The organism is Tenacibaculum retecalamus, assembly GCF_027941755.1.
Taxonomy (GTDB): Bacteria; Bacteroidota; Bacteroidia; order Flavobacteriales; family Flavobacteriaceae; genus Polaribacter; species Polaribacter haliotis_B.
In genome coordinates this window covers 1,503,421-1,527,986 of the sequence record NZ_CP115916.1, presented here as the reverse complement: position 1 = coordinate 1,527,986, position 24,566 = coordinate 1,503,421, and the positions used below count along the sequence as shown (strand labels likewise).

The window sequence follows — 24,566 nt, the reverse complement described above, 5'->3', positions numbered from 1 at the left end:
ATTTTTTAGAAGTTTCTAAAAATACAACTACTTTATTCCCATCCAAGAATTAAATGCAGCTGTATTTTTTTGACTCGTTTTTAAAGAATGAGATTTTAGCTGAATAGCGACAGTGTTTTTAGTATAACGATTTATTTTTTCAATAAAAACCCTATTAACAATCTCACTTCTATTAATCTTAAAGAATAGTGTAGGGTTAAATATTTCATGTATTTCTTTACGAGAAGTTTGGTTTAATAAGTGTTTTTTATTGGCTGAATCATAAGCAAAAAGAACTCCGTAATCTGATTGAATAAAAACAATATTTTCTACTTTTAAAAAGTAAATACCATTATTAGATTTTACAGGAATAAAATCTTTATAAACGAGTTTTAACTCTAACTTACTCTGATAATAGGCATCTAATTTATTAAAGATATCAGTCTGTTTAATTTCCATTTTGTTTTTCAAAGACATATACTTGTACCATGCTTTTTCAAAGCGAGCAAACGAATAAGGTTTTAGTAAGTATTCGATACCGCTAGTTTCAAAAGCATTCATCCAAAAAGTATCATAAGCTGATATGAAAATAATTGGTGCATTAATTTTAATTTGGTTATAGATTTCAAAAACATTACCGTCACGTAATTCAATATCTGAAAAAATTAGATCAACATCAGGATTTGTTTCAAAAAAAGAAAGAGTTTCTTTTGTAGTTTCAATTTCTTTTACAATTTTATATGATACTTCAATTTTATCTAAATAGTTTTTAAGTTTCTTTCTAGCAGGAACTTCATCTTCTATAATTACTATTTTAAGCATCGTTATTTATTTTAATAAGTGGTAATATAATAGTGAAATAATCATCAGAATCTTTAATAGTAATAGGGTTATTTGTGAGTAGTTTAAATTGTTCATTTAGGTTTTTTAAGGCTATACCATTATTTCTTTTATTTCTACTTTCTTTATCTATTTTGTTATTAGTAATTTTAATTCCGTTTTCTATTGAAATATTTATAATTACAGGCTTCTTAAATGTCCCTAGGTTGTGTACAATAGCATTTTCTACCAATATTTGAAGGCAAAATGGAGGAACGATGAGAGTTGAATTTTTTATATCATTTTGGATAATTAATTGATAATATCCTTGGTATTTTTTCTCCATTAACTCAAAATAATTTTGAATAAATATTAATTCTTCTTTAATATAAATAAGTTCTCTGGTTGAGTTTTTAAGAACATAACGATATAATTCTGAAAAATGGTTTAAAAAATTAGATGCTTTTTCTTGGTTTTCTTCGATAAGTTGATCTAAAATATTTAAATTATTAAAAAGAAAATGTGGATTTAATTGTGCTTTAAGTTGCTGTATTTTACTTTTAGAATTGCTAATTTCATAGGCATTTAGTCTCTTTTTATAATTTTTATTTTCTTTAAAATATAAATAAGCTAAAGAAAAACCTCCAAAAACTATAAAGTCAATAATTTGTGTAAAAATTCTATAAGTTATTTGATAGGAAGAGCTATAGTTTCTTGGAATAGTATTAAAAATGAACGAAATAAAAAGGCCAAAGATATTTATGATAAATATATAACAGATAAAACTTATACCAAAAAATCTTAAATAACTCCATACAGACGGCGTTTCTTTTTTTATGTTATTTTTAGTTTTTCTTTTAATAAAATCGGTAAAAATAAAAATAATAAAACCGTCTATAAAAACCCAAAAAGGAGCATCAGGATGAAAAACAAAATTATTCCAAGAGGTCGCAAAACCTATTTTGTTTTTAAGAGTTAATACCCAGCTAAAAATAAACAAGAAAACAATTAAAGTTTGATTTTTTTGTAGGTATTGAATTGTTTTTTTCATAATTATACTGGTAAATATATAAAGTTTTGGTAAATATTTTAGTGAAAATATTTACCAAAATTATAAGCTTTATTTTTTTGTTGGCCATGAGTTTATCATGTTACCTTTTTGATCAAACATTTCTAAGCGAACATTATTTTCAGAATCAATACAAAACATTGCTCTCATTTTTCCTTGATTATCATAAAGAAACAATCCGTTTGGACGACCTTTACCACGGTTACCAAGCTCAAGTCTTTTGGTAATACCAACCAAGCCTTTTTTTACATATTCATTATATTTTTTTCTCCTTATTTTTTTATCTTTTATTGCATTTAATTCTGCCCAAACTTTAGCTGTGCTTGTTTGGTTTGAGTTTTCTGGTAAATCGTTAAAAACTAATGAACTTTTAATACTTCTTTTTCCATTTCGTTTTACATCAGTATTTAACAGTTGTATTGCTTGATCACCATCATATTTGTCAAAAGTAAGTGATAAACCAGCACTATGTCCGTTTTCCTTTTTATTTCCATCATAAATAAACCCTCCACATTCAATAGCGTCTTCATTAAAGAAAAGCATACCTGCGCGTTTTTTACGTTTATTATTTGTTGCTCTGTTATTTATAGAATCCTTTCCATTCGGAAATTCTTGTACATTCGTAATAATCATCTTTGTAGTACCATCTTTTTCTACAATATTAATACGTTCTACGTCAATAGTACCAAATTTTTGATTCTTAGAATGTTTAAAAGAAACAAAAACAAACATAAGAATTCCTATTGCTAGAGTAAATGAAAATGTTCGTAAAAAAATTAATTCTCTTTTTATGTTTTTCATGATAATTAGTTTTTAAATTATACCACAAAACTAAAAGAAAGGTAACGTTCTGTAAAACTGTTTCTGATGAATGCAGGAAAAACGGAATTAAACTAAGGAATAATAGAAATAAAGGGAATGAGAAGTGTGATAAGACTTAGCCAAAATGTGTAATGTTTATAATAATTTACTGATAAATTATCACCTCAAAAAATTGAGGTAAGACAGATTTTTTCTTTTTTTTAAATTAATGTGTTATTAAAAATTTCTAATATCAACAATATCTCCGCTTTTTAATTGGTTTTCAGTATCTACTTTGTAAATAGTTTTAGCTACAAATTCAGGCGTATATAATTCGTTATTTTCTTTTAAATCAACAAAACGTTGCAAGCTCTCAAAGTCAGTTTTATTAGTACTTCTAATTTCAGATTGCATATTGGTATCTACAACGCCAGGATATATAGCATTACATTTTACACCATTTTCTACTTCAATCTGTTCCGTAGCAATAGCTTTAGTCATCATGTCTATGGCAGCTTTTGACGTACAATATATAGACCAACCTTGATACGGACTTTTCGCAGCTCCCGATGAAATAGAAATAATCTGTTTTTTACAACTTAGTTGTTTTGTTATTTTGATAAATAAACTAGATAATATAAGCGGAGTAGTAGTGTTTAATTGAATTGTTTTAGAAATATCGTTTGGATTTAAATTTTCTAGATTTGATATTTTTCCTAAACGTCCAGCATTATTAATTAAAGTAATTGAGGAAACATTGGTGCTAACAATTTCTTTTAAAAGAGCAGTGAAAGTGTTTTCTGTTTCAGTAAGATTCGATAAGTCTATAGCAATATTAGTTATATTTTCTAAACCAGAAAATGTTCTAGCTAAAGAGTATACTTTGTAGTTTTCTGTGGCATATTTATTTGCCAATGCTTTTCCGATTCCTTTACTTCCGCCTGTAATAATTATGATGTTCATAAAGTAAAAATACAAAATGATATGTTATTACAAGGAAGAATAACGAAGTAATCTTTTTACTAGAGAAGGTTAAATAGCAGTTTAAGAAAGTTTATTTTGTTGATATAAAGAGATTGCTTCACTGCGTTCGCAATAAGAAAGTGTTATCTGAAAAATTCTTTCGAGTTTTCCCAATGAACATCCATTTCACCTAAAGTCATGTCAGAAAGTTCTTTGCCTTCTTTTTTAGCTGCTGCTTCTAAATACTGAAAACGATTGATGAATTTCTTATTCGTTTTTTCTAAAGCATTTTCGGGATTCACTTTAATAAAGCGTGCGTAGTTAATCATAGAAAATAAGACATCTCCAAATTCCTTTTCGATGTTTTCTTTATTCCCTGCTTTTATCTCTTCGTTGAGTTCAGAGATTTCTTCTTGTACCTTTTCCCAAACCTGTTGTGGTTCTTCCCAATCAAAACCAACACCGGCAACTTTTTCTTGAATTCTACTTGCTTTTACCAATGCAGGTAAACTTTTAGGGACACCTTCTAAAACCGAAGTTTTACCTTCTTTTAACTTGAGTTTTTCCCAGTTTTGTTTTACTTCTTCTTCATTTTTTACTTCAACATCACCATAAACATGTGGATGACGGTGAATTAATTTATCAGAAATAGAATTGGCAACATCGGCAATATCAAAAGCTTGTTTTTCGCTACCTATTTTAGCATAAAAGACGATGTGTAGTAACACATCGCCTAATTCTTTTTTTATTTCTTGTAAATCATTGTCTAGAATTGCATCTCCTAGTTCGTAAGTTTCTTCAATAGTTAAATGACGGAGACTTTCTAAGGTTTGTTTTTTATCCCACGGACACTTCTCACGAAGTTCATCCATAATATCTAACAAACGGTTAAAGGCGTCTAATTGCTGCTTACGAGTATTCATGATTTATTTTTCTTCTTCTTCGGTAGTTGCTACTTTATCTAAAGAACTAAAGTCAAAATCAGACTGTGCTAAAGTATTATACCATTGAATTACCTTTTTAATGTTAGAAGCATACACACGTTCTTCATCATAACCTGGTAAAATTTCACTAAAATAAGCTGTTAATTTAGCAGCACTTTCTTTGTGAGAAATTCCTTCTTTACCATCTTCTTTATCAGCCATGTTTTTAAGAACTTTCGCTAAAGGTACTTCTTCTTCGTACGTATAGATAGCAATATTTTCTAATAAACTTACATTATGAGTAGCTGTAATAGGAAAACGTTTTCCGTCTACAATAGATTTTACGATTACCCCTGTTTTTGTTTGAGATAAAATTTGAAATAATCCTGGTTTACCAGTAACTGCAATAATTTTGTTAAATTCCATATTATAATATTTTAATGTCTTATTAGACTATTTTCTTTTGGCATTAGGAAAACGCATTCTGTAACCTGCTTGTACTTTTCCTTTTGATATGTTTTCTAATTTCTTTTTAATCAATCTCTTCTTTAAAGAAGAAAGTTTATCCGTAAATAAAACACCATCAATATGATCGTATTCATGCTGAAAAACACGCGCAGCTAAACCGCCTAAAACTTCAGTATGCTTTTCGAAATTTTCATCTTGATATTCAATCGTAATTGTTTCTTGACGAAAAACATCTTCACGAACATCAGGAATACTTAAGCAGCCTTCGCTAAAAGCCCATTCTTCACCTTCTTCTTTAATTATTTTTGCGTTTATAAAAACACGATTAAAGGTTTCTAAAACTTTTCTGTCTTCTTCTGATAAATCTTCATCATCTGCAAAAGGAGAAGCATCAATTAAAAACAAACGAATGTCTTTTCCTATTTGCGGAGCAGCTAAACCTACACCTTGTGCATTGTACATTGTTTCTTTCATATCGGCAATTAGTTTTTCTAACTGCGGATAGTCTTTATCGATCTCTTTTCCTACTTTACGTAATACGGGATCTCCGTAAGCAACAATGGGTAAAATCATGTTTTTATTTTTTTTAACGAATGCGAAAATACAAAGAATCGTTTTGCAATAAAATTATTTGTTGTACAAATATGATTGTAAAATGATTGTAGCACTTATTTCGTCTACTAAAGCTTTGTTCTGACGTTGTTTTTTATTCAGTCCGCTATCAATCATAGTTTGAAAAGCCATTTTAGAAGTAAAACGCTCATCTTCTCTTTTTATTGAAATATTTGGGATGGCTTTTGCTAATTTTTGTAAAAAAGGTAAAATTAAAGCTTCACTTTCACTATCAGAATTGTCCATTTGTTTTGGCTTTCCAATAATAAATAGCTCAACGTTTTCTTTTTTTACATACTCCTTTAAAAAAGGAATTAACTCTTTCGTACTAATAGTTGTTAATCCTGATGCTATAATTTGTAATTCATCAGTAACAGCAATACCTGTTCTTTTTTTCCAAAATCTATGGCTAAAACTCTTCCCAAACTAGTTTGTTTTTATGCAAAAATACAGATTTTAAACAGGATTGAAGTATCTGTTTAAAAAATGTATCTTCGCACTATATTGAAAGAGAGATTTTATCTTTGTAGAAAATTTTAAAGATGACAGAATTACAAGTAATTATAGAGAAAGCATGGGATAATCGTGATTTATTAAAAGAAGAAAATACGATTAACACCATTAGAAAAGTTGTTGATTTATTAGATGCTGGAGAGTTGCGAGTAGCAGAACCAACAGCTAATGGATGGCAAGTAAACGAATGGGTTAAAAAAGCGGTAGTTTTATATTTTCCGATTCAAAAAATGGAAACTTTAGAAGCTGGTATTTTTGAGTATCATGATAAAATTCCGTTAAAAAGAAATTTTAAAGAAAAAGGAATACGTGTTGTACCAAATGCGGTTGCAAGACATGGAGCATATATTTCATCAGGAACTATTTTAATGCCTAGTTATGTAAATATAGGTGCTTATGTTGATGAAGGAACAATGGTGGATACTTGGGCAACAGTAGGTTCTTGTGCTCAGATTGGTAAAAATGTACATTTATCTGGTGGAGTAGGAATTGGTGGCGTTCTAGAGCCATTACAAGCTGCTCCAGTAATTATAGAAGACGGAGCTTTTATAGGTTCTCGCTGTATTGTTGTTGAAGGAGTAAGAGTAGAAAAAGAAGCTGTTTTAGGAGCCAATGTTGTATTAACAATGAGTACAAAAATTATTGATGTTACTGGTGATGAACCTATTGAAACAAAAGGAGTTGTTCCTGCACGTTCGGTAGTAATTCCAGGTAGTTATACTAAAAAGTTTGCCGCAGGTGAATATCAAGTACCTTGTGCATTAATTATTGGTAAGCGTAAAGAAAGTACAAATAAAAAAACTTCGCTAAACGATGCTCTTAGAGAGTATGATGTAGCTGTATAAGGAGATATAATGAATAGAACAGTTTTATGGCTTTTAAAGAAAATGACTTTTTTGCCTCAAAAGTATTTTTTACCTTTTTCTTACGAATATTCTACAAGAAAAAAATTAAATTTAAATAATCCTGTTGAATTTAATCAGAAAATCCAATGGTATAAAATGTATTACCGTTCAAGTTTATTGAACCTGTTAATAGATAAATATACTGTTAAAGAATACATCAAGAATAAAATAGGAAGACAATATTTAATTAAAACATTAAAAGTTTACACTAAAGCAAATCAATTAAAGTTAGAAGAGTTGCCAAATGAATTTGTACTTAAAGCTGTTCATACTAATAGGCATAGTATTATTGTTAAAGATAAAAAAAAGTTAAATTTACGAAAAGCTAAGACAAAACTGAGAAGATGGTTAAGATCTAATCAATATTATAGAACAGGACAAGAGTGGGGGTATAAAGATATACAACCAAAAATTATTGCTGAAGAATTTATTAAAGAAAAAGGTAAAGAAGATTTAACAGATTATAAGTTTTTTTGTTTTAATGGTGAACCAAAGTATCTTGAAGTGCATATAGATAGAGGGGCAGGTGAGGATTATAAAAGAGAAATTTATGATTTATCTTTTAAAAGGATTCCTGTAAATAAAGGAACAAAAAGTGATGTTTTTGAGTCTACAATAAAAAAACCAGATAATTTTGATGAAATGATTACTATTGCATCAAAATTATCTGATGATTTTCCTTTTGTTAGAGTTGATTTATATTCAATAAAAGGAAAAACATTATTTGGCGAATTGACTTTTTATCCTGGCGATGGTAGAAGTGAATATTATCCAGATAAATACAATAAAATTTTCGGCGATATGTTTAATCTACCTTCTTTAAATCAGGGGAATAAAAAATAATAGAATGAGCTTTCCTATTGATGCTGTTATAACTTGGGTTGATGGTAAAGATGATTTACATCATCAAAAAATGTTGCCTTATTTAAAAAATAAATCTGTAACCAAAAATAAAGAATTTAGAACTCGTTTAGATCAGGTCGAGGAGATAAAATATGCTGTTAATTCAATTTTAAAATATGCCGGTTTTATTAGAAACATATTTATAGTAACAGATAATCAAGTGCCAAAGTTTATAAAAAATAAAGAAGAGGGCACCTACGAAAATGTTTTTATAATAGATCATAAAGATATTTTTAAAGAAGATAGTATATACTTACCAGTATTTTCTAACAGACCTATAGAAGCTAAGTTATATAATATACCTGGCTTAGCAGAACATTTTATTTACCTAAATGATGATATGTTTTTGCTTAAAGAAACTAAAATGTCTGATTATTTTATTGATGGTAAGCCTGTAATAAGAGGTAAGTGGTTAAAATTTGAAGAAGAAAAAATTTATAAAAAAATATTTCCAGACTCAGATAAAACTAAGCCTAAACATAAACGAGCACAACAAAAAGCAGCAGAAGTTGTAGGGTTTAAAAAACAATTTTATAGATTTCAACATATTCCTGCGCCATTAAGAAAATCTACATTTAAAACTTTTTTTAAAAATAACCGTGATATTGAAATAGATAATGTTAAGCATAAATTTAGGGATGTAAGTCAATTTACGGCTCAAGGTCTTGCTAATCATATTGAGATTAAAAACAATACATGTACTTTAAAAAAAGATTATAAATTAATATATATACATAAGTGTAAACCTTACTTTTGGGCAAAATTTAAATTAAATATTCTAAGTAAAAAAGAGAATAAATTATTTTTAAATATGCAAAGTTTAGATCAACGTCCTGAAAAAAAATTAGTATACTTGTTAAATTGGTTGGAAAAAAAATATAGGTTAAAAAAATAATATGAGCGATATTCAAAATGTGTTATGGACAAGTGGATGGGATTCTACTTTTAGAGTTTTAAAACTAATAGAAAAAGGAGCTGTTGTACAGCCAATTTATGTATTTCATGAAAAGAGAACTTCGAGGAATAAAGAGTTAGAAACGATAAAAATATTGTCTAAAGAAATTTTAGATAGGTATGGATCCAATGGAGGAAAAATATTAGATTTAATTACGCTCAACAGAAAAGAATTGAAATTTAATTTAATTCAAAAAATTTCTTATAAGATTCTTAAGAGAAAAAGGCATTTAGGTAAACAATATTACTGGTTATCATGTTTAGCACTAAAAATGAAAAATTTAGAATTATCTGTACACAGTAAAGATTTTTCATTTTTAAAAGGAAAAACAATTATAATAACGGATGAAAACATTGGTAGTTATGCAATATTGGATCCTAAAGTTAAAGATGTTTTTTTAAAGAAGATTTTTGGAAAAATGAGATTTCCTATCTATAATCTTACTAAGTTAGATATGAAATTAATCGCTGAAAAAGAAAATTTTATTGATATCATGCATAAAACATGGTTTTGCCACGCTTCAGATGTTAAACCCTGTAAAGAATGTACACCATGTAAACAACTCGTAAGAGACGGTATGGATTACAGGTTACATGAATAAAATAATTAAAAATCTTAAGGAAGGAAAAACAATTCTTTATCCAACTGATACTGTTTGGGGTATAGGTTGTGATGCTACAAATGAAAAAGCAGTAGGGAATATTTATCGATTAAAAAAAGAGAAGAATCTAAAAGTTTAATTATTTTAGTTTCTTCAATTGAAATGTTAAAAGAATATCTTGAAGACATCCCTAAGAAAGCAATTGAGATTTTAAATAGTTCAGAGAAACCAACAACAGTTATTTATAAGAATCCGATAAATTTAGCAAAAAATACCATAGCATTTGATAACACCATTGCTATTCGGATTCCACAAGATGATTTTGTATACAGTTGATAAACCAATTTGGGAAACCTATTGTATCTACTTCTGCGAATATTAGTGGGCAAGAAACCCCAAAATCATTTTCAGAAATAAGCAAAGCTATTTTACAGAGTGTAGATTATGTAGTAGATTTGCATCAAGATAAGATGACAGAAAAATCATCTACTATTTTAAAAATAGAAGGCGATTCTGTTATTGTGATAAGAGAATAATTAGATGCAAGAACAATATTTTAAAGAGGCAATTTCTGCCGAAATATTTCAATACATATCCAAAGCAACTGAAGAATTACAACTAAAAAGTTATGTGATTGGTGGCTTTGTACGTGATTTTATTTTAAAAAGAGGTGTAGCAAAGGATATTGATGTTGTTGCTGTTGGAAGTGGAATTGAATTAGCTGAAAAAGTAGCTTCTTTATTGCCAAACAAACCAAAAGTTCAGGTTTTTAAAACATACGGAACAGCAATGTTGCGTTATAAAGATATTGAAATAGAGTTTGTAGGCGCTCGTAAAGAATCGTATACTGAAGATAGTAGAAATCCGGAAGTAAAACCTGGTAGTTTACAAGATGATCAGAATAGACGTGATTTTACTATTAACGCTTTGGCATTGAGTTTAAATAAAGAATCATTTGGACTTTTATTAGATCCTTTTGATGGAATCTCAGATTTAGAGGCTAAAATTATTAAAACACCTCTAGATCCTGATATTACTTATTCTGACGATCCGTTACGTATGATGCGTGCCATTCGCTTTGCTTCTCAATTAAACTTTGTAATTGAAGCAGAGTCTTTAAGCGCTATTGCTAAGAATTCGAAAAGAATAAATATTATTACCAAAGAACGAATAATTGTTGAATTAAATAAGATATTAGAATCGCTTAAACCATCTGTAGGATTTTTACTTCTAGAACAAACTGAACTTTTAGAGCGAATTATACCTGAATTAACAGCATTAAAAGGAGTAGAAGAGGTAGAAGGACAGAAGCATAAAGATAATTTTTATCACACTTTAGAAGTTGTTGATAATATATCAGAAAACACAGATGATGTTTGGCTACGTTGGGCTGCTTTATTGCACGATATTGGTAAAGCACCAACAAAACGTTATCATAAAAAACAAGGTTGGACATTTCATGCACATGAATTTGTAGGATCTAAAATGGTGTTTAAACTATTTAAGCGATTAAAACTACCATTGAATAATAAAATGAAGTTTGTTCAGAAAATGGTTATGTTAAGTTCTCGACCAATTGTTTTAGCAAGCGATGTAACAGATTCGGCAGTAAGAAGATTAGTTTTTGATGCAGGTGAAGATGTAGATAGTTTAATGACCTTATGTGAGGCAGATATCACCACTAAAAATCCTAAAAAATTTAACCGTTATCATAAGAATTTCGAACTTGTTCGTGAAAAAATTAAAGAAGTAGAAGAGCGTGATAAAGTGCGTAATTTTCAACCACCAATTACTGGAGAAGAAATTATGAAGGAGTTTAATTTAACTCCATGTCGAGAAATCGGTCAAATAAAAGAAGCTATAAAAGAAGCTATTTTAGAAGGTGAAATTCCAAATGAACACGAAGCTTGTTATCAATATATGATAGAAAAAGGTAAGAAGCTAGGTTTAGAAAATAATTAAGAAGTTATAAATAACAAAAAAGGGAAGTTTTTAAAAACTTCCCTTTTTTATCTTATGCTAACGATTGCATTGTAACAAGTTTAAAATACTCACCTTTTTTAGCAAGTAATTCTTCATGTTTACCTTGTTCTACAATTTTTCCTTTTTTCATTACAACAATTTTATCGGCCTTTTGAATGGTTGATAAACGGTGTGCAATAATTAAAGAGGTTCTGTTTTGCATCATTTTTTCTAATGCTTGCTGAACAAGTTGTTCCGATTCAGTATCTAAAGCTGAAGTAGCTTCATCTAAAATCATGATAGGTGGGTTTTTTAAAACCGCTCTTGCAATTGCAATTCGTTGTTGCTGTCCTCCTGACAGAGAACTACCTCTGTCTCCAATGACTGTATTATATTTTGCTGGCAAATCGTTAATAAACTCATAAGCATTAGCGATTATGGCAGCTTCTTCAACTTCTTTATCAGTAGCAGAGGGTTTACTTAGTTTTATATTGTTAGCAACCGTATCATTAAATAATGTTGAATCTTGGGCAACAATACCTGTTAAACCTCTTAAAGATTTTTTAGAAACATTTTTTATATTATTTCCGTCAATAAATATATCACCTTTATTAACATCATAAAAACGAGTAATTAAATTTGCAAGTGTAGATTTTCCACTTCCAGATTGTCCAACTAGCGCAACAGTTTCCCCTTTTGGTATTGTTAATGAAAAGTTTTTTAAGACATAAGATTCTTCGTATTTAAAAGAAATGTTTTTGAATTCTATGATATCGTTAAAACTAGTTATTTCTTTAGCGTTAGTTATATCTATTAAATCATTTTTAGTATCTATAACTTCAAATATTCTTTCTGCTGCTGCATTTCCTATTTTAATATTATTATTAGCTTTAGCAATCGCTTTAGCAGGTGTTAATATATTGTATGCCGCCGCCATAAAGCCAATAAAAGTACCTCCTAACATTGTTTTGTCTATCAAAACCATTTTACCACCATACCAAAGAAGACCTGCAATAGTAATTACACCTAAAAACTCGCTCATAGGGCTTGCTAAAGTTTCTTTTGTATTCATTTTATTAGTTAATACACGAATATCATCTGTTTGATTATTAAATTTTGATGAAAATAGCTGTTCAGCAGTAAACGCTTTTATTATTTTTAAACCAGAAATACTTTCTTCAATAATACCTAAAAGGCCACCAATTTTTTGAGAAATCTCACCAGATTGTTGCTTAATTTTTTTACTAATAAAAGAAATCACCAATCCAGAAATTGGTATAAATGTAAAAATAAAAATAGATAACTCCCAACTTGTTTTAACCATAAAAAATAAAGTAAAAACAATGTTTAATGGCTCCCTTATAAAAGTAATTATTAAATTAAGGTACGAATAATTAATTGTTTTAACATCATTTGTGCTACGGGCTATAATATCACCTTTATTTTGTTTAGAGAAAAAAGATAATGGCAACGATACTATTTTAGTATAAATAATATTTCTTATGTCTTTTAATACATTACTCTTTAAATAAGCCATAGTTAACTGACCTAAATAACCAAAGATGTTTTTAAATAGAAAAACTATAACAACAGCTATTACAACATACAATAATGTTTTTTGTTGGCCAAAATTATCATTTGTATAAGTAACATAATAATTTAATAAGTCGCTTAAATAATCTTTATTTAATGAATTACTAAAACCTTTAAAAGCAGGTTTTAAATATACTTTAGGAGTTTCACCAAACAATATATTTAATGTTGGCATTAATATAATGTATGAAAGCGTAGTAAACAAGGCATATAAAATATTAAAGAAAATACTTAGTGCACCTAATGATTTATAGGGTTTTGCGTATTTAAAAAAACGTTTTAAATAGTTCATTTATAAATTTAATTCTTTTATAATTCGTTGAATTTTAATAGCTAATTCTTTTTCAATACTAACAGCATTTTTAGCAGTATCTAATTTTGATTTTACACTAAAATAAAACTTAATTTTAGGCTCTGTTCCGCTAGGGCGAGCAGCCATCTTTGTTCCGTCTGTAGTTTGATAAATCAATACGTTAGATTTCGGAATATCCATAACCGTTTCTTTGCCTGTAATTAAATTCTTTTTTATAGATGATTGATAATCGTATAAAAACTCCACTTTAGCATTGTCTATTTCAGTAAACGGATTCTTACGTAAATCAACCATTATTTGTTTAATTTCTGCAGCACCGTCCATTCCTTTTTTAACAACAGCAATTAAGTGTTCTTTATAAAAATGATGACGTGTGTATAACGCCAACAATTCTTTATAAAAAGAACTATTATTTACTTTTGCATTTGAGGCTATTTCGCAAGCCAATAGGGCAGAAGTTACAGCATCTTTATCGCGAACAAAATCACCAACCATATAACCAAAACTTTCTTCACCACCACCAATAAAATCTAACTCCGGGTAGTCTTTAATCATTTTAGCAATCCACTTAAAACCAGTTAAACCAACTTTGGTTTCAACATCGTAAGAAGCAGCAATTTCGTTTACTAAATTCGTAGAAACGATCGTAGAACCTACAAATTGTTTTCCGTTTAATTTGCCTTTCTTTTTCCAATCATTAATTAAAAAATCGGTCATCATACTCATGGTTTGATTCCCGTTTAATAATTTCATGTTTCCTTCTAAATCACGCACAGCAATACCAATTCTATCAGAATCAGGATCGGTTCCTAAAACAATATCTGCATCAACTTTATTAGCCAAATCAACCGCCATTTTTAAAGCTTCAGGCTCTTCAGGGTTTGGTGATTTTACCGTAGGGAAACTTCCGTTAGGTTCTGCTTGTTCTTCAACTATATGAACTTGTGTATAACCGGCACGTTTTAAAACTTCAGGAATTAACTTAATCGCCGTTCCATGTAAATTGGTGAAAACAATTTTTAAATCTTCACGTCCTTTTACATCAAAGGTTCCGTTTTTAATTGATGCTTGCCAAAAAGCTTCATCAACTTCATTACCGATAGTTGAAATTAAATCTTCATTGGCATTAAAATTAACATCAGTATAAGCTAATGAATTTACTTCATCAATAATAGCGGTGTCTTGTGGCGGTACAATTTGTCCTCCGTCAGACCAATATACTTTATAACCGTTATATTCTGGCGGATTATGAGATGCCGTTAATACAATACCAACATCGCAACCTAAATGATTTACTGCAAATGATAATTCGGGAGTAGGGCGTAAGTCTTCAAAAAGAAATACCTTAATATTATTTGCCGAAAATACATCAGCAACTACTTTTGATAGCCATTTACTATCGTGGCGACAATCGTAACCAATAGCTACTTTTATCTCTTTATTAGGATACGTTTGATGTAAGTAATTACTTAATCCTTGTGTTGCTTTACCTAAGGTATATTTGTTTATTCGGTTAACTCCTGCGCCAACAATTCCGCGCATTCCGCCTGTGCCGAATTCTAAATTTTTATAAAAACGATCTGCTAAATCATCAGAATTAGTATCGATTAGTTGTTGAATTTCTTTTCTAGTTTCTGAATCGAACGTATCAGATAACCATAATTTTGCTTTGTTTAAAATATCTTGCATATGTCAAATTAAAACGTACAAAGATACGCGTTTTAAAAATTTATTTTTTCTTTAATGGTGTAGTGCTTTTGTTGCGGATTACTTTTAATAATTAACTCCCCTAAAAAGCCTGCTAAGAACAATAAGGTTCCTAAAATCATAGAAGTTAAAGCAATATAAAACCAAGGATTGTTGGTAACTAAAATTGTTTTTATACCTGTTGATAAGCGGTATATTTTCATTGTTCCGATAAAAAAAGCACTAAAAAAGCCGAATATAAACATTAAGCTTCCCCAAAGACCGAAAAAATGCATTGGTCGTTTTCCGAATTTTGATAAAAATGAGATGGTGATTAAATCTAAAAATCCGTTTATGAAACGATCCATTCCAAATTTAGTAACGCCGTATTTTCGTGCTTGATGTTGTACTACTTTTTCGCCAATATTATTAAAACCTTCGTTTTTTGCTAAAACAGGGATGTAACGGTGCATTTCGCCACTTACTTTTACTGTTTTTATTACTTCGTTTTTATAGGCTTTTAATCCGCAGTTAAAATCATTTAATTCTAAACCAGATGTTTTACGCGCTGCCCAATTAAATAGTTTTGATGGTATGTTTTTCGTTACCACATTATCGTAACGTTTCTTTTTCCAACCAGAAATTAAATCGAAATTTTTGGCAATAATTAAATCATACAATTCAGGAATTTCATCAGGGCTGTCTTGTAAATCAGCATCCATAGTAATAACAACATTCCCTTCGGCTAAACCAAAACCAGCGTCTAAAGCTTGTGATTTACCGTAGTTACGTTGAAAACGAATTCCTTTTACCGAGTTGTTTTTTACTGATAATTGTTCAATTACTTGCCAAGAAGTATCGGTACTACCATCATCAATAAAAATAATTTCATATAAATAAGTATTGGATTGCATAACTTTTGCAATCCAATCGTGTAATTCTTGTAAAGATTCTTCTTCGTTAAGAAGTGGTATTACTACCGATATATCCATAATATTTGGTAAGAGAATTAAAAAGGTAAAGTTACAAAGTCTTTCGTAAACTTTATAGCTTTACCTTTTTAAAGTATTCTTAATATTGTTCTTCTTCATTATTTTTCATGATTGCACCACTAATTGCAGAAAATATAAAACCAAAGAATGCAGAAACTACAATTGATACAGGAATAGTAATAGCAGGACCTCCAAACTTTTTAGCCATTGATTCAGAAGCTTCTATTTGTTCGTCGTTCATACCAGAATCCATCCAAGCTTGTTTTTGTACTTCCATCATTTGAGCTTGAAAATCAGGTTCTATAAAACTTGTAAAAATTAAAGTATAAACAGCACTAATAACAGCACTAAATACAGCAATCCCTACACCAACTTTTAAAGCTTGTCCAAAACTTAAAAAACCGCCATTATCTGCTTTAAATTTTTTAATACCTAAAACAATTAAAGTAATCATGGCTGCAAAACCTAAAATACCAGTTAACCAACCTAATGAAATTAAGTTACCTGTAGCATAAAATACTAAGTGAATAAATATTCCGATTAAACCTAAGTATAATCCGTAATTTAAAATAATGTTTTTACTGTTAGCTTGATTTTCCATGTTTGTGTAATTGATTTTTAGTTAGTTTAACAAATATATTATTTTGTTTTCGAATCGAGTTGTGTAAAAAAAAGATTCTCAACAATGTATTAGTATTCAAATAGTTAAAAATGTTACAAAAAAAAGCGTTTTTTTTTCATTGTTTTTATCAAAAAAGGCTGTAGCTTTGCAGCGGCAAGTCCTACACAACTAGCTCCCTTTGAATCCCCCAGGGCGGGAACGCAGCAAGGGTATTAGGTTGTAGCAGTGTGATGTAGGTAGCTTGCCTTTTTTTATGCCCTTTATTTTTTTAAATAAAGGGCATAATTATTTTTAGGTATTCCTGATTCGTATAGAATTTATTAGATGAATGCAATAAATAATTCTCTTTATTTATCATTTATATTAATGTCACTTCTTGGGTGATGCAATTCCACAACTTCCTTTAAAAAACTAGTATCTAAATGCACATAAATTTCGGTGGTTGTAATACTTTCATGCCCTAATAGTTGTTGTATAACTCGTAAGTCGGCACCATGTTTTAATAAGTAGGTAGCAAAAGAGTGGCGTAAAGTATGTGGGCCAATTCTTTTTTTAAGATTTGTTTTTATAGCCACTTCTTTTAATATAATAAAAATCATTTGGCGGGTTAATCGTTTGCCACGTCGGTTTAAAAAAACAATATCCTCTTCTTCTTTCTTCGGATTAATTTTAGAACGGATATCATCAATATAAAAATTTAAACGTTTTATGGTAGTATGATGTATGGGTACAAAACGGAATTTATTCCCTTTTCCTAAAATTCGGATGTAGCCGTCATCAAAAAATAAATCAGATAATTGTAAGTTGATTAATTCGCTTACACGCAAACCACAGCTAAAAATGGTTTCAATAATGGTTTTATTTCTTTCGCCCTGCGGATGACTTAAATCGATCGCGGCAATTAAAGCGTCAACTTCTTCTTTTTCTAACGTATCGGGGAGTTTACGCGTAATATTCGGACTTTCAATTAAATCGGTAGGATTGTCTTTCCTATAATCTTCAAAAATTAAATAATCAAAAAAACTTCGCAATCCCGAAATTAAACGCGCTTGACTTCTTGGGTTTATACTTTTACTAGCTTCGTATATAAATTGCTGAACAGTTATGGTAGTAATACTTATAGGTAAATGACTGTTTTTAAGAGTTTCAATAAATAATACAAGCTTTTTAATATCTCTAGTATAACTATCAATAGAGTTTTTAGAAAGCCCTCTTTCTATTTTTAAATAGTTTGTGTAATCAGATGTTGCCTGCTGCCAGTTCATTAACTATGAGTGTAATTAATTTTTATAAAGCCAAAGTTAAAATTATTATGCTTAGTTGATGAATTTTAATTTAAGTAAATTAGATATTATGCTATTTTTAAATATATGTTTTAACATTTTTTTTAGTTAATATATTTGCGAACATTAAAAAAAGGAATACTTTTGCCAAACAAATTAATAAATATTAAAATTTAAATTATGAAAAAAGTATTATTACTTATTGCTATCGTTGCTGCAGGATTTACTGCTAACGCACAAGACGGTCAAACTGCTAAAGGGAAGTTTTTAATTGAAGGAAACACTGGTTTTGGTGAAGCTCATGCAGCTAGTACTGGATTTTCTTTAAATTCAAGATCACAAGAAGGTGTTGATGATTCTGTAACAACTTATAACTTAGGTTTAGAAGGTGGTTATTTTATCATGGATGATTTAGCTATTAAATTAGGTTTAGGTTTTGGAGGTTCTAGTGTTGACGGTGTTGACTCTACTTTTTCTTATAAAATTGGAGCTAAATATTACATTAGTAGTATGATTCCTGTTCAAATAGATTATGCAGGAAACAACAATGATGCATCATTTTTAGGATTACAAGCAGGTTATGCTATCTTTTTAGGAGATATGGTAAGTGTTGAGCCAGGATTAAGATATAACTTAGGTTTAGGAGATTCTGATGGTAATAATAATTTACAATTTATGGTTGGATTTGCTTTACATATCTAATATATAAATTAGTTACTAAAAAGGGAAGCATTTTTGCTTCCCTTTTTTTATGCTTAAAAATTAAAAACTTACTTTTACTTTTTTTGAAAATGATACAATGAAAAAACTAATTATAATCAACGATCCTAACTTAAATTTATTAGGAAAACGTGAGCCAGAAATATATGGAGCTAATTCTTTTGAAGATTTTTTTAAAGAATTAAAAAAAGAATATAAAGTAGTAGCGTTAAGTTATTATCAATCTAACATAGAAGGTGAGATAATTGATAAACTTCACGAAGTTGGTTTTGAATATGATGGTGTTATTTTAAATGCAGCCGCTTATACACATACCTCAATTGGTATTGCTGATGCTGTAAAAGGTATTGAAACTCCGGTTGTAGAAGTACATATTTCAAACGTGCATGCGCGCGAAAATTTTCGTCATGGAAGCTATATTGCGCCCAATGCAAAAGGAGTAATTACTGGTTTTGGTTTACAGAGTTATAAGTTAGCGATTCAGAGTTTTTTGTAAAAACCAATATCTAACTCCCAATAAAATTAATAACGGAATTATAGTAATAGAGAATAACTGAGTTTTAGTAATCCAAATAATAGATGCGATTGCTAAAAAAAAGAGTAGTACTAAACAATACTTTGCAATCCATTGTGGTGTGGTTTTTTTTATCAAAAAGAAAGCAATAATTAAGTTTGGAAAAAATGCCCATAGAAAATTAAAATTATTAGGCGCGGTAGAATGGTTGGTGAAAAACCATAAGTATACAATTAATAATCCTATGATTCCTGTTGTAAAAAACAAAGAAAAATCTAACCACTTAGTTCTTTTTTTCTTTTTATAATCGTTATAAGTAATAAATAAGCCAATTAAAGAAAGTAGTAAAATTATTAAAAACGGACTAACAACATCATTTTCTGATTTTTTCTCGTCAAAATCTAATAAAATAATTGTTTTTGATACTAAATTCACTTCTTTTCCGTCTCTTAAAACTTTGGAATAATTTAAGGCTTCAAAAACATAATCAGGCAAATATAAATATTCGCTTGCAGTAGCAATTTTATCTAATCTGCTTCCTAAAGCAACATTAATACCTAAACTTCCCCAAGTATTTTGATGAATTTCTTTATTCATTAATTGTCTTAATGATAAATTTTCAGCAATAAAACTATCTTTAAAAATTAAATGATCTCCTAACACTTCTTTTATAATATCACGAGGTTTGGTAGCGCAATTATCAAAATAAGGATCGTATAAATAACCTGCATTTTTTGGAAGTGCATTTGTTTCTAAAATAGTAAAAAATTGATTCTTCTGATTTTGGGTTAAATTTAAAATTTGCTCTTTTACCCAACGCTTATCTTGTTGACTGCTTTTTAAAGCTAAATAAAACGGGTATTTAGCTAATTTGTATTTCATATATCCTTTGGTGAAATCTACATAAAAAGTGGGATTGTCAAAATCAAAAATTCCATAATTATATATTAAATCTAGTTGCGTAGCAGGATCTTTAACGCGTATTGCGGTGTGCCCAAATTTTTCATATAAAACCTCTCCAGATCCTGAGGTAATAATACTTATATGTGATAATTCAGATAAAGTTGTTGGCTTAGATACTTGTGATAAAACAGTATTTAGGCAACATAAAAGGAGGAAGGTACTAGCGTATTTTTTTATCATAACTTGCATCAAAAAATAGATAATTAAGTTTTACAAATATCTTAATTATGATTAAAATAAATGCTGTTTATAAAAGTATTGTTTTAAGAACTAATTTTCAGGTTTTCTTGAATAAAACGAGTAATATTTTTCTCTAGCCATTTACCTTCTTTATCATTAAATGAACTTATAAAACCAACATGACCACCGTAATTTGGTGTTAATAAATGAAAATTAGTGGAATTTTTAGCTTCAGCAAAAGGGTAACATTCTTTTGATAAAAAACTATCATCTAATGAGTTTATCAATAAAGAAGGTACTTTTATTTTGGGTATATAAGGTTTTGCGCTTGCTTTTATCCAATAATCTTCCGAACTTTCAAATCCGAAGACAGGCACTGTGTATTGTTTTTCTAAATGACGAAACTTTGTCGCTTTGAATAGTAATTCTTTATTTAACTCAAAATCAGGAAACTTTTCTGCTTTCTCCAATATTTTTAGTTTTAAAGTTTTCAGGAACTCGTTTAAATAAATTTTGTTCTTTAATTTTAATAATTCTGCCTGTGAGCTTGTTAAATCAATAGGAACAGAAACTGCAATTCCGCCTTTAACTTCAGTAGGAATAGTATCATATTCCCCTAAATATTTTAACGTTAAATTTCCGCCAAGACTAAAACCTACAATAATTATATTTTCGTACTCGTAATGGGTTGTAAGATGTTTAATAATAAAAGTTACATCATCTGTTTTTCCGCTATGATAGGTTTCTAATATCAAATTATCTTCACCACTACAGCTACGTAAATTCATACAAACTGTATCGAAACCAGTTTTGTTTAAGTGGTTAGAAGTTGTAATCATATAATTAGACTGAGCACTTCCTTCTAAGCCATGAATTAATAAAACCAATGTTTTTGAACCGATACAAGAAAAATCTAAATCTATAAAGTCGGCATCCCAAGTCGTAATTCTTTTTCGTTTGTATTTAATAGTATCCTTCATAAATAAAGGACGATACATCGTATTAAAATGTGCACTTTTAAAAGGTAAACTAGGATTGAAATCCGAAGTAAGAATAGGCATGTTTTTTAGTTTATAACGAGTGCTAACAAATATGATAAAAAAAAGTAAAACATAAAACTGATAAAAGGATTTCTTATTTTTGTTATAAATATTGATAAGAATGAAAAGACATATTCCGAATTTATTAACTTTAGGAAATTTATTATGTGGTACCATAGCAACTATTTTTGCTGTTAAAGGCGATTTTGTAGGAGCGGCTATTTTAGTATTTACAGGAATTGTTTTTGATTTTTTTGATGGTTTTGCTGCTCGAATGTTAAATGTACAGGGTGAATTAGGTAAGCAATTAGACAGCTTGGCCGATATGGTAACAAGTGGTGTAGTACCAGGTATTGTGATGTTACAACTTTTAATAAGTGCTTTAAATGTAGATGCTGCAAGTTATTTTGGAATTGATATGTATGGAGCTATAGGAAGTAATTTACCATATATCGGCTTGTTTTTAACTTTAGGAGCGTGTTATAGGTTGGCAAAATTTAATATAGATACACGTCAGTCAGACTCGTTTATTGGATTACCAACACCTGCAATGACATTATTTGTAATTTCTTTACCAATAATAGCAGAATATTCGAATCAATTATTTTTTGTTGAGCTTATAAAAAATCAGTATTTTTTAATAGTAATTACATTATTGTTAACTTTTTTAATGAATGCTGAAATTCCGTTGTTTGCCTTAAAATTTAAAACCTTCGGATTAAAAGAAAATGCGTTAAAATATATTTTCTTACTACTAGCTATTATATTATTAGTTGTATTAAAATTTGTGGCAGTTCCTTTAGTTATAATATTATATGTGGGATTATCAGTATTTAATAATTTGAAGAAAGTGTAATTTATTTAAAATAAAGAACAATAAAAAGGAGCTATTAAGCTCCTTTTTCTGTATAGATTATTCTTGTGTAGAATTATTTTTTAGTGTCATTCCGAATTTATTTAGGAATTACATCTAACGATAAAAGTTGTTAATTATAATGAGAACCTGAAACGAGTTCAGGTTGATGAATTTATTTTAAAACTTCTTCTTTTTTTAACTCAAAATCTTTCCCCAAATATACCCTACGTACAGTTTCATCTTCTGCTAATTCTTCGGGAGTTCCTTCTTTTAAAATACTTCCGTTGTACATTAAATAAGTTCTATCGGTAATGGCAAGTGTAGCTTGTACATCATGATCGGTAATTAAAATACCAATATTTTTCGTTTTAAGTTTGGCTACAATTCCCTGAATATCTTCAACTGCAATGGGGTCTACACCTGCAAAAGGTTCATCTAATAAAATGAATTTAGGGTCAGAAGCTAAACAACGCGCAATTTCAGTTCTACGACGTTCTCCTCCAGAAAGTAAATCTCCACGGTTTTTACGAACGTGATCTAAACTAAATTCATCAATTAATTCTTCTAAGCGTTTTTTTCTTTCTGTTTTAGATCTGTCAGTAAATTCTAAAACCGACATGATATTGTCTTCTACAGATAGTTTTCTAAAAACGGAGGCTTCTTGCGCTAAATACCCAATTCCTTTTTGAGCACGTTTGTACATTGCATCGTCAGTAATTTCTTCATCATCTAAATAAATATTCCCAAAATTTGGTTTTACCATTCCAACAATCATGTAAAAAGAAGTTGTTTTTCCAGCGCCATTTGGCCCAAGTAAACCAATGATTTCTCCTTGTTCTACTTCTAACGAAATACCTTTTACAACTTTTCTACTACCGTAAAGCTTTTGTATGTTATCTGCTCTTAATTTCATTGATGATTATTACTTTTTTTGATAAATGATTCCACTAAAATACAGGAAAACTACAAACCGATTCCTTAATAGTTTGTTAACTATTTTCTTCTAATGATTCCCAGAATTCAACAGCACGACGTAAATGCGGAATTAAAATGGTTCCGCCAACTAACGTAGCAATACTCATCGTTTCCATCATTTCTTCTTTGGTTACACCATTTTTATGTGCCGTTTCTAAATGATATGCAATACAATCATCACAACGTAAAACAGCAGAGGCAACTAAACCTAATAGCTCTTTTGTTTTTTTAGGCAAATGACCTTCGTTAAATGCATTGGTATCTAAATTAAAAATACGCTTGATAATTTTATTATCACCTGCTAAAATTTTATCATTCATTTTAGCGCGGTAGTCGTTAAACTCTTGGACTTTTTGAGACATTCTTTTTATTTTGTTTTTTTAAGACATATTGAGAAACATAAATACTTATTTCATAAAGTATCATAATTGGTACCGAAACGATTACTTGACTAGCAACGTCTGGTGGAGTTATAATTGCAGATAAAACTAAAACAACAACTAACGCGTGTTTACGATATTTACGTAAAAAATCTGGAGTTATCAATCCTATTTTAGTAAGAAAAAAGATAACTACAGGTAGTTCGAAAAATATAGCAACCCCTAACAACGTATTTGTTATTAAACTGATATAAGCACCTAATTTAAAGTTTTTTACAATAGCATCACCAATCGAAAAGTTGTAAAAGAAAAATACTGACATTGGTAAAATAACGTAATAACTAAAAACTATTCCTAAAAAGAATAAGAAAGAAGAGGTAAAAATAAATCCTCTTGATTTTTTTCTTTCACTACTATGTAATCCGGGAGCTATAAATCGCCAAAATTCCCATAATATATAAGGAAAAGAAATAATAAATCCTAAAATCAATGAAGACCAAATTCCTGTCATTAATTCTTCTGTAGGGTTTAGTACTTGTAATTCTCTTGCAAACTCAATATTACAAAAACTGCTATCTATACCGATTGCTGTAAAGACGTTACAAAAAAATTGATAAGTACTAAAGTTTGGTTTTAAATGCGCTAATAAAAACTCATCAAAAACAAAATTTATATTAGCGAAAACGATTATAGCTACAAAAAAAATAGCAGCAAAACTTCTCACTAAATGCCACCTTAATTCTTCAAGATGGTCTAAAAAAGACATTTCTTTTACAGCCATCTTAAAATACTTTTTGTTTAGTTAAACCATGAAAATGAGCAATTCCAATATAATTATTCGAATTGAGTATAAAATTTACAGCATCAACAAACAAACTATCTAATAATTTTGTTAAATTAGCAATAGCATTACTTTCTAAAAGTATAGTTTCTTTTGCTGTTGAGAGAATTGCGCTTGCGTCTTTCAAGTTAAAAA

General features: G+C 29.1%; 26 protein-coding genes, 1 other RNA gene and 2 pseudogenes. 10 read left to right on the top strand and 19 right to left on the bottom strand.

Annotated elements, in window-relative coordinates; translation table 11 throughout:
• Positions 1-27 precede the first annotated feature (27 nt).
• The 8 genes and pseudogenes from PG912_RS07285 to ruvX form a co-directional block, all read right to left on the bottom strand.
• Positions 28-801 carry a LytR/AlgR family response regulator transcription factor gene (locus PG912_RS07285; RefSeq protein WP_275686999.1) on the bottom strand — a complete coding sequence of 258 codons (774 nt, stop codon included), beginning with the start codon at positions 799-801 and terminating at the stop codon, positions 28-30.
• Positions 794-1,849, bottom strand: a complete 1,056-nt coding sequence (locus PG912_RS07280; protein WP_275686998.1) for a sensor histidine kinase — start codon at positions 1,847-1,849, stop codon at positions 794-796. The genes PG912_RS07285 and PG912_RS07280 overlap by 8 nt, the downstream gene beginning before the upstream one ends.
• Before the next feature lie 69 nt (positions 1,850-1,918).
• The gene (locus tag PG912_RS07275) at positions 1,919-2,668 is read right to left on the bottom strand and encodes a hypothetical protein (RefSeq protein WP_275686997.1); all 750 of its coding nucleotides are present in this window, start codon (positions 2,666-2,668) and stop codon (positions 1,919-1,921) included.
• A 237-nt stretch (positions 2,669-2,905) separates the two neighbouring features.
• Complete coding sequence (locus PG912_RS07270; RefSeq protein ID WP_275686996.1) at positions 2,906-3,631, bottom strand: (S)-benzoin forming benzil reductase; 726 nt, start codon at positions 3,629-3,631, stop codon at positions 2,906-2,908.
• A gap of 143 nt (positions 3,632-3,774) precedes the next feature.
• Positions 3,775-4,554 (bottom strand): nucleoside triphosphate pyrophosphohydrolase, encoded by a 780-nt coding sequence (gene mazG / locus PG912_RS07265; protein ID WP_275686995.1) that lies wholly within the window; start codon positions 4,552-4,554, stop codon positions 3,775-3,777.
• Positions 4,555-4,557: 3 nt separating this feature from the next.
• Positions 4,558-4,980, bottom strand: coding sequence for a DUF5606 family protein (locus tag PG912_RS07260; protein ID WP_275686994.1), 423 nt, complete (start codon positions 4,978-4,980; stop codon positions 4,558-4,560).
• Positions 4,981-5,007: 27 nt separating this feature from the next.
• On the bottom strand, positions 5,008-5,595 hold the full coding sequence (def, locus tag PG912_RS07255) for a peptide deformylase (RefSeq protein ID WP_260586046.1): 588 nt from the start codon (positions 5,593-5,595) through the stop codon (positions 5,008-5,010).
• A 54-nt stretch (positions 5,596-5,649) separates the two neighbouring features.
• Positions 5,650-6,059 (bottom strand): annotated as a pseudogene (gene ruvX / locus PG912_RS07250) (Holliday junction resolvase RuvX).
• 117 nt (positions 6,060-6,176) lie between these two features.
• Between ruvX and PG912_RS07245 the strand changes: the two are divergent.
• From PG912_RS07245 to PG912_RS07220, 6 genes and pseudogenes are all read left to right on the top strand, one after another.
• Complete coding sequence (locus PG912_RS07245; protein WP_275686993.1) at positions 6,177-6,992, top strand: 2,3,4,5-tetrahydropyridine-2,6-dicarboxylate N-succinyltransferase; 816 nt, start codon at positions 6,177-6,179, stop codon at positions 6,990-6,992.
• 9 nt (positions 6,993-7,001) lie between these two features.
• Entirely contained in the window at positions 7,002-7,895 is an 894-nt protein-coding gene (locus tag PG912_RS07240) for an ATP-grasp fold amidoligase family protein (protein ID WP_275686992.1), read from the top strand.
• A 4-nt stretch (positions 7,896-7,899) separates the two neighbouring features.
• On the top strand, positions 7,900-8,850 hold the full coding sequence (locus PG912_RS07235; protein WP_275686991.1) for a Stealth CR1 domain-containing protein: 951 nt from the start codon (positions 7,900-7,902) through the stop codon (positions 8,848-8,850).
• A 1-nt stretch (position 8,851) separates the two neighbouring features.
• Complete coding sequence (locus tag PG912_RS07230; protein WP_275686990.1) at positions 8,852-9,511, top strand: hypothetical protein; 660 nt, start codon at positions 8,852-8,854, stop codon at positions 9,509-9,511.
• Positions 9,504-10,047, top strand: a pseudogene (locus PG912_RS07225) (L-threonylcarbamoyladenylate synthase). Before PG912_RS07230 ends, PG912_RS07225 begins: the two are co-directional and overlap by 8 nt.
• Before the next feature lie 4 nt (positions 10,048-10,051).
• Positions 10,052-11,473, top strand: a complete 1,422-nt coding sequence (locus PG912_RS07220; protein ID WP_275686989.1) for a CCA tRNA nucleotidyltransferase — start codon at positions 10,052-10,054, stop codon at positions 11,471-11,473.
• 52 nt (positions 11,474-11,525) lie between these two features.
• Here PG912_RS07220 and PG912_RS07215 read toward each other — a convergent pair whose 3' ends face one another.
• From PG912_RS07215 to PG912_RS07200, 4 genes are all read right to left on the bottom strand, one after another.
• Positions 11,526-13,358, bottom strand: a complete 1,833-nt coding sequence (locus tag PG912_RS07215) for an ABC transporter ATP-binding protein (RefSeq protein WP_275686988.1) — start codon at positions 13,356-13,358, stop codon at positions 11,526-11,528.
• Positions 13,359-15,068 carry a phospho-sugar mutase gene (locus tag PG912_RS07210; RefSeq protein ID WP_275686987.1) on the bottom strand — a complete coding sequence of 570 codons (1,710 nt, stop codon included), beginning with the start codon at positions 15,066-15,068 and terminating at the stop codon, positions 13,359-13,361.
• A gap of 32 nt (positions 15,069-15,100) precedes the next feature.
• Positions 15,101-16,057, bottom strand: a complete 957-nt coding sequence (locus tag PG912_RS07205; RefSeq protein ID WP_275686986.1) for a glycosyltransferase family 2 protein — start codon at positions 16,055-16,057, stop codon at positions 15,101-15,103.
• A 79-nt stretch (positions 16,058-16,136) separates the two neighbouring features.
• A complete protein-coding gene (locus PG912_RS07200) occupies positions 16,137-16,658 on the bottom strand; it encodes a DUF4199 domain-containing protein (RefSeq protein ID WP_260586030.1) in 522 nt (173 codons plus the stop codon).
• A gap of 172 nt (positions 16,659-16,830) precedes the next feature.
• Here PG912_RS07200 and ffs point away from each other — a divergent pair.
• An RNA gene (ffs, locus tag PG912_RS07195) (signal recognition particle sRNA small type) lies at positions 16,831-16,929 on the top strand.
• 97 nt (positions 16,930-17,026) lie between these two features.
• Here the strand turns inward: ffs and PG912_RS07190 are convergent.
• Positions 17,027-17,944 (bottom strand): tyrosine recombinase, encoded by a 918-nt coding sequence (locus PG912_RS07190; RefSeq protein ID WP_275686985.1) that lies wholly within the window; start codon positions 17,942-17,944, stop codon positions 17,027-17,029.
• Between the two features lie 198 nt (positions 17,945-18,142).
• On the opposite strand from PG912_RS07190, the gene PG912_RS07185 reads away from it, so the two are divergent.
• Positions 18,143-18,664: a hypothetical protein gene (locus PG912_RS07185; protein WP_275686984.1), complete on the top strand. Its 522-nt coding sequence runs from the start codon at positions 18,143-18,145 to the stop codon at positions 18,662-18,664.
• 97 nt (positions 18,665-18,761) lie between these two features.
• Positions 18,762-19,178, top strand: coding sequence for a type II 3-dehydroquinate dehydratase (gene aroQ / locus PG912_RS07180; protein WP_275686983.1), 417 nt, complete (start codon positions 18,762-18,764; stop codon positions 19,176-19,178).
• Here the strand turns inward: aroQ and PG912_RS07175 are convergent.
• Complete coding sequence (locus tag PG912_RS07175; RefSeq protein WP_275686982.1) at positions 19,155-20,339, bottom strand: lipoprotein N-acyltransferase Lnb domain-containing protein; 1,185 nt, start codon at positions 20,337-20,339, stop codon at positions 19,155-19,157. The two genes, aroQ and PG912_RS07175, sit on opposite strands and share 24 nt — an antisense overlap.
• An 83-nt stretch (positions 20,340-20,422) precedes the next feature.
• The gene (locus PG912_RS07170; protein ID WP_275686981.1) at positions 20,423-21,400 is read right to left on the bottom strand and encodes a YheT family hydrolase; all 978 of its coding nucleotides are present in this window, start codon (positions 21,398-21,400) and stop codon (positions 20,423-20,425) included.
• Between the two features lie 100 nt (positions 21,401-21,500).
• On the opposite strand from PG912_RS07170, the gene PG912_RS07165 reads away from it, so the two are divergent.
• On the top strand, positions 21,501-22,235 hold the full coding sequence (locus PG912_RS07165) for a CDP-alcohol phosphatidyltransferase family protein (RefSeq protein WP_275686980.1): 735 nt from the start codon (positions 21,501-21,503) through the stop codon (positions 22,233-22,235).
• 172 nt (positions 22,236-22,407) lie between these two features.
• On the opposite strand, the gene lptB is transcribed toward PG912_RS07165, so the two are convergent.
• From lptB to PG912_RS07145, 4 genes are all read right to left on the bottom strand, one after another.
• Entirely contained in the window at positions 22,408-23,148 is a 741-nt protein-coding gene (gene lptB, locus PG912_RS07160) for an LPS export ABC transporter ATP-binding protein (RefSeq protein WP_275686979.1), read from the bottom strand.
• A gap of 76 nt (positions 23,149-23,224) precedes the next feature.
• Positions 23,225-23,572 (bottom strand): carboxymuconolactone decarboxylase family protein, encoded by a 348-nt coding sequence (locus tag PG912_RS07155; RefSeq protein ID WP_260586021.1) that lies wholly within the window; start codon positions 23,570-23,572, stop codon positions 23,225-23,227.
• Positions 23,547-24,371, bottom strand: a complete 825-nt coding sequence (gene tatC, locus PG912_RS07150) for a twin-arginine translocase subunit TatC (protein ID WP_275686978.1) — start codon at positions 24,369-24,371, stop codon at positions 23,547-23,549. The genes PG912_RS07155 and tatC overlap by 26 nt, the downstream gene beginning before the upstream one ends.
• Before the next feature lies 1 nt (position 24,372).
• Positions 24,373-24,558: a hypothetical protein gene (locus tag PG912_RS07145; protein WP_260586019.1), complete on the bottom strand. Its 186-nt coding sequence runs from the start codon at positions 24,556-24,558 to the stop codon at positions 24,373-24,375.
• Positions 24,559-24,566: the final 8 nt, after the last annotated feature.

Coding starts and splice junctions, on each gene's coding strand:
- PG912_RS07285 (WP_275686999.1), bottom strand. CDS start 801: ATGCTTAAAATAGTAATTATAGAAGATGAAGTTCCTGCTAGAAAGAAA.
- PG912_RS07280 (WP_275686998.1), bottom strand. CDS start 1,849: ATGAAAAAAACAATTCAATACCTACAAAAAAATCAAACTTTAATTGTT.
- PG912_RS07275 (WP_275686997.1), bottom strand. CDS start 2,668: ATGAAAAACATAAAAAGAGAATTAATTTTTTTACGAACATTTTCATTT.
- PG912_RS07270 (WP_275686996.1), bottom strand. CDS start 3,631: ATGAACATCATAATTATTACAGGCGGAAGTAAAGGAATCGGAAAAGCA.
- mazG (WP_275686995.1), bottom strand. CDS start 4,554: ATGAATACTCGTAAGCAGCAATTAGACGCCTTTAACCGTTTGTTAGAT.
- PG912_RS07260 (WP_275686994.1), bottom strand. CDS start 4,980: ATGGAATTTAACAAAATTATTGCAGTTACTGGTAAACCAGGATTATTT.
- def (WP_260586046.1), bottom strand. CDS start 5,595: ATGATTTTACCCATTGTTGCTTACGGAGATCCCGTATTACGTAAAGTA.
- PG912_RS07245 (WP_275686993.1), top strand. CDS start 6,177: ATGACAGAATTACAAGTAATTATAGAGAAAGCATGGGATAATCGTGAT.
- PG912_RS07240 (WP_275686992.1), top strand. CDS start 7,002: ATGAATAGAACAGTTTTATGGCTTTTAAAGAAAATGACTTTTTTGCCT.
- PG912_RS07235 (WP_275686991.1), top strand. CDS start 7,900: ATGAGCTTTCCTATTGATGCTGTTATAACTTGGGTTGATGGTAAAGAT.
- PG912_RS07230 (WP_275686990.1), top strand. CDS start 8,852: ATGAGCGATATTCAAAATGTGTTATGGACAAGTGGATGGGATTCTACT.
- PG912_RS07220 (WP_275686989.1), top strand. CDS start 10,052: ATGCAAGAACAATATTTTAAAGAGGCAATTTCTGCCGAAATATTTCAA.
- PG912_RS07215 (WP_275686988.1), bottom strand. CDS start 13,358: ATGAACTATTTAAAACGTTTTTTTAAATACGCAAAACCCTATAAATCA.
- PG912_RS07210 (WP_275686987.1), bottom strand. CDS start 15,068: ATGCAAGATATTTTAAACAAAGCAAAATTATGGTTATCTGATACGTTC.
- PG912_RS07205 (WP_275686986.1), bottom strand. CDS start 16,057: ATGGATATATCGGTAGTAATACCACTTCTTAACGAAGAAGAATCTTTA.
- PG912_RS07200 (WP_260586030.1), bottom strand. CDS start 16,658: ATGGAAAATCAAGCTAACAGTAAAAACATTATTTTAAATTACGGATTA.
- PG912_RS07190 (WP_275686985.1), bottom strand. CDS start 17,944: ATGAACTGGCAGCAGGCAACATCTGATTACACAAACTATTTAAAAATA.
- PG912_RS07185 (WP_275686984.1), top strand. CDS start 18,143: ATGAAAAAAGTATTATTACTTATTGCTATCGTTGCTGCAGGATTTACT.
- aroQ (WP_275686983.1), top strand. CDS start 18,762: ATGAAAAAACTAATTATAATCAACGATCCTAACTTAAATTTATTAGGA.
- PG912_RS07175 (WP_275686982.1), bottom strand. CDS start 20,339: ATGATAAAAAAATACGCTAGTACCTTCCTCCTTTTATGTTGCCTAAAT.
- PG912_RS07170 (WP_275686981.1), bottom strand. CDS start 21,400: ATGCCTATTCTTACTTCGGATTTCAATCCTAGTTTACCTTTTAAAAGT.
- PG912_RS07165 (WP_275686980.1), top strand. CDS start 21,501: ATGAAAAGACATATTCCGAATTTATTAACTTTAGGAAATTTATTATGT.
- lptB (WP_275686979.1), bottom strand. CDS start 23,148: ATGAAATTAAGAGCAGATAACATACAAAAGCTTTACGGTAGTAGAAAA.
- PG912_RS07155 (WP_260586021.1), bottom strand. CDS start 23,572: ATGTCTCAAAAAGTCCAAGAGTTTAACGACTACCGCGCTAAAATGAAT.
- tatC (WP_275686978.1), bottom strand. CDS start 24,371: ATGGCTGTAAAAGAAATGTCTTTTTTAGACCATCTTGAAGAATTAAGG.